The sequence below is a fragment of the Aphanizomenon sp. UHCC 0183 genome, from assembly GCF_009712065.1.
In the GTDB taxonomy this organism is placed as follows: Bacteria; Cyanobacteriota; Cyanobacteriia; order Cyanobacteriales; family Nostocaceae; genus Dolichospermum; species Dolichospermum heterosporum.
In genome coordinates, this window is sequence record NZ_VILC01000031.1 from 65336 (window position 1) to 67076 (window position 1741).

Consider the following 1741-nt stretch of genomic DNA (forward strand, 5'->3'; position numbering starts at 1 on the left):
AACACAGGTGATTTCTGGTTCTATGGACTATACTGTGAAGGTGTGGAATTTAGAGACAGGGGAGGAACAGTTCACCCTCACAGGTCATAGTCGTTCGGTAAACGCAGTAGCAGTGACAGCAGACGGAACACGGGTGATTTCTGGTTCTGATGACAAAACTGTGAAGGTGTGGAATTTAGAGACAGGGGAGGAAATAGCTACTTTTATTGGTGACGGTAACTTTCATTCCTGTGCGGTTGCGCCAGATGGGTTAAAAATTATTGCGGGTGACGCTGGGGGAATGGTGCATTTTTTAAAGTTGGAAAATCAGGGAGCATGAAATGATGAATTTATCACCCAGACCACCAACTATGAATAATTCCATAGTTAATCACCAAGAATTTGCAGCCATAATTCACCAAAAAAGCGCGAATTTTCTGGGTCGTGATTTCGTGTTTACTGCTATTAATAATTTTCTCAATCGCTACAACCGGGGTTATTTCACAATTATCGGTCTACCCGGTAGCGGTAAAAGTGCAATTATTGCTCAATATATTAATCAAAATAATCCTCCAGAAAATCGCCAGGTAATTTATTACAACGCTGAACTAGAGGGGAAAAATCACGCTGAAGAATTTCTGAAATATATATGTTCTCAAATTATCGCCACATTTGATCAAATATCTCTGCCAAATTTACCCGACAACGCAACAGAGGGAAGTTGGTTTTTATCCTTGCTTCTCCAACAAATCAGCGACAATTTGCAACCAAATCAAAAATTAATTATTGCTATTGATAGTTTAAATTGCATTAATTCCCAATTACAACCACCAGGAACAAATATTTTTTATCTTCCCCGCTACATTCCCCAAGGGGTGTATTTTCTCCTTACCTGTCGTCCGTTTTTATCAGATAATTCTGGTTTATTAATAGAAGCACCGGTACAAAGTTTGCATTTAGAAGATTATCCACAGGAAAATAAACAAGATATTCAAAATTATATTAGGAGAAACCTAACCCCCCTTCCCTACGAGGGAATGGGGGAACAAGACTTGTCTAACTCCCCTCTCCTTGCAGGAGAGGGGTTGGGGGAGAGGTCAATTCTTACATCTAACTCTCAGAAGAACCTAACCCCCCTAACCCCCCTTCCCTACAAGGGAATGGGGGAACAAGACTTGTCTAACTCCCCTCTCCTTGTAGGAGAGGGGTTGGGGGAGAGGTCAATCAAATCCTGGTTAAATACCCACCAAATAAATGAAGCAGAATTTATGACTAATTTAACCAACCGCAGCGAAAATAATTTTATGTATGTTAGCCAAATCTTAGCTGCTATTACTAATAATTTTTATCCCCAACCTTCCCAAATAGGAACATCATTTCCACCACCATTAGAAACCTATTACCAACAACATTTAGAAAAAATGCTGGGTTCTCAATATCAAGATTTTCCCCTAGCAGTGTTGAGAGTTTTATCCCAGACAACACAGCCCATATCAGTTACAGATATGGCCAATTTCCTAAATACTGATGAATATGATATTGAAGAATTATTAGAAAATTGGTTAGAGTTCTTGCAGATAGAAACTATTTCTGACTCAACCACCTACAAATTCTATCATGATAATTTTCGCCAATGGCTCATAAAATCTTTGTTTTGATCCTGTACATCCTTTAATCCTGCACATCCTGATAGCGAAGCATGGCGTATCACTCCTCCGTCGTCACGCAAGCTATAGCCATTTCTGACAATTTACCTAAGAGG

General features: G+C 39.5%; 2 protein-coding genes. Both read left to right on the top strand.

Translation table 11 applies throughout. From position 1 onward, the window contains the following. Window positions 1-319 (top strand): WD40 repeat domain-containing protein (locus tag FJR37_RS12890; RefSeq protein WP_371416122.1); only part of this gene is annotated, 319 nt, incomplete at its 5' end. Window position 320: 1 nt separating this feature from the next. Then, on the top strand, window positions 321-1637 hold the full coding sequence (locus FJR37_RS12895) for an ATP-binding protein (protein WP_168466196.1): 1317 nt from the start codon (window positions 321-323) through the stop codon (window positions 1635-1637). Window positions 1638-1741: the final 104 nt, after the last annotated feature.

Excerpts from the sequence above, each read along its gene's own strand:
- FJR37_RS12895 (WP_168466196.1), top strand. The coding sequence starts at position 321 with ATGATGAATTTATCACCCAGACCACCAACTATGAATAATTCCATAGTT.